We start from the raw sequence: 1,430 nt of genomic DNA, 5'->3' as shown, positions 1-1,430 counted from the left end.
CGGTCAGACCCCCTAATTCCGGAGAGTGGTTAGCGAAAGTAACGTTGCTCTTAGAAATCCTTTGTTTCTCTCTTCTTTCCGTTCGTTTTCTTCTTTTAGACGGCTCGAATGTACTCGGCTAACTGATCCGGGTGGGCACTTGCCCACTGCATGAATGCAGCTGGGGATCGTTTACCAAGGTTTTGGTGCATGCGTCGATTGTTATAGAAATTAACGTACGTTTCAACGGCGTCGTATGCTTCCTGGAATGTACGAAAAACCTCTTTCGTGAGTAAATCTCGCTCCAGTGTTGCGTGAAAAGATTCAATGTAGGCATTCATATTTGGCGTCTTTGGCGGTATACGCTCGTGCGTAATCTTCTCGTCCTCGCAGAGCTCGCCGAATGCTTTGCTAACGAATTGCGGACCGTTGTCTGTGCGTATGATGGGCATTTCCTCAACATCTGTTAAACGTAAACGTAGTGCAGTTCTTACTGCTTGACAGACCTGCTTTGCGTCGCAGCTAGAGCCCAGATGGTAACCTACGATACTGCGGTCAAACACATCAATAATGCCCGCCATGTAAAAGAACTGGTCATAACCTGCCACATAGCCGTACTTAATGTCGAGCTGCCAGAGTTGGTTTGAACGTGTAATCGTGTGGTTACGAGCCAGTTTCCGTGGATAATGAATCTTCTTTCGCCGCTGCGGATGAAGGATGCCAAGCTTCTTGCATAGGCGGTACGTTTTCTTCTTGTTGATGACCAGATTGTGTTGGATACGCAAGCATTCATTCAGCATCAAGTAGCCATAGCTATGCTCTTCACCGGAAACGAGTTCCATCAGCCATTCTTCGATCTGCTCATCACTGACGGCTTCACCTGAGCGCGTAAAAGAGTGATTTGTCACGGGTCTACCACGAAGTACTGCGATTGTATTCTTTGTCGTGGTTCGTTGCTCGGACTTTCTCCTTCGTAGTACGTCGAAGAAGCGACTCCAGTAAGTTCTAGTATTGTCACTACCGCGTTTCCCTGCCCAATAAACGTTTGTGCAACGTGGAGTCGATCACTGAGGCAGGGCTCGTCTTTTTTACGAGCTCACGCAGAACTTCATTCTCAAGTTCCTTTTCCCCCAATGCCTTTAAAGCTCGATTGTATTTTTCTTCAAGCTCAGCCAATCGTTTGGAGTCGTTAATGCGTTCGTCGATCGTAGGTAGTGCGTCTGCTCCAAATTCATCTTGAAACTCTTTTACCCAGTTTCGAATGGTCTTTGGTGAGACGTCATACTTTCTTGCAAGAACTCCAACTTTAATCCCGGCTAAAGCTTCTTGCGCCACTTTGTTACGAACATCTTTGAATGCGTTGTTTCGTTGTCTCATTCCGTTCAGCCCCCTTTATTTAATAGTACCTCATTTCCCTAGGTACTCTCCAATTCAATTAGGGGGCTAAACAG

General features: G+C 46.6%; 2 protein-coding genes. Both read right to left on the bottom strand.

Going from position 1 to position 1,430, the window contains the following annotated elements; genetic code table 11:
* Window positions 1–95: 95 nt before the first annotated feature.
* Complete coding sequence (locus PCH02S_RS35485; RefSeq protein ID WP_127458803.1) at window positions 96–887, bottom strand: IS3 family transposase; 792 nt, start codon at window positions 885–887, stop codon at window positions 96–98.
* Between the two features lie 109 nt (window positions 888–996).
* Window positions 997–1,356 (bottom strand): transposase, encoded by a 360-nt coding sequence (locus tag PCH02S_RS35480; RefSeq protein ID WP_127458802.1) that lies wholly within the window; start codon window positions 1,354–1,356, stop codon window positions 997–999.
* Window positions 1,357–1,430: the final 74 nt, after the last annotated feature.

The sequence above is a fragment of the Paenibacillus chondroitinus NBRC 15376 genome, from assembly GCF_004000765.1.
GTDB lineage: Bacteria > Bacillota > Bacilli > Paenibacillales > NBRC-103111 > Paenibacillus_E > Paenibacillus_E chondroitinus.
Note: the sequence above shows the minus strand (reverse complement) of the source record. Positions and strands in the feature narration are given on the sequence as shown.

Coding starts and splice junctions, on each gene's coding strand:
- PCH02S_RS35480 (WP_127458802.1), bottom strand. CDS start 1,356: ATGAGACAACGAAACAACGCATTCAAAGATGTTCGTAACAAAGTGGCG.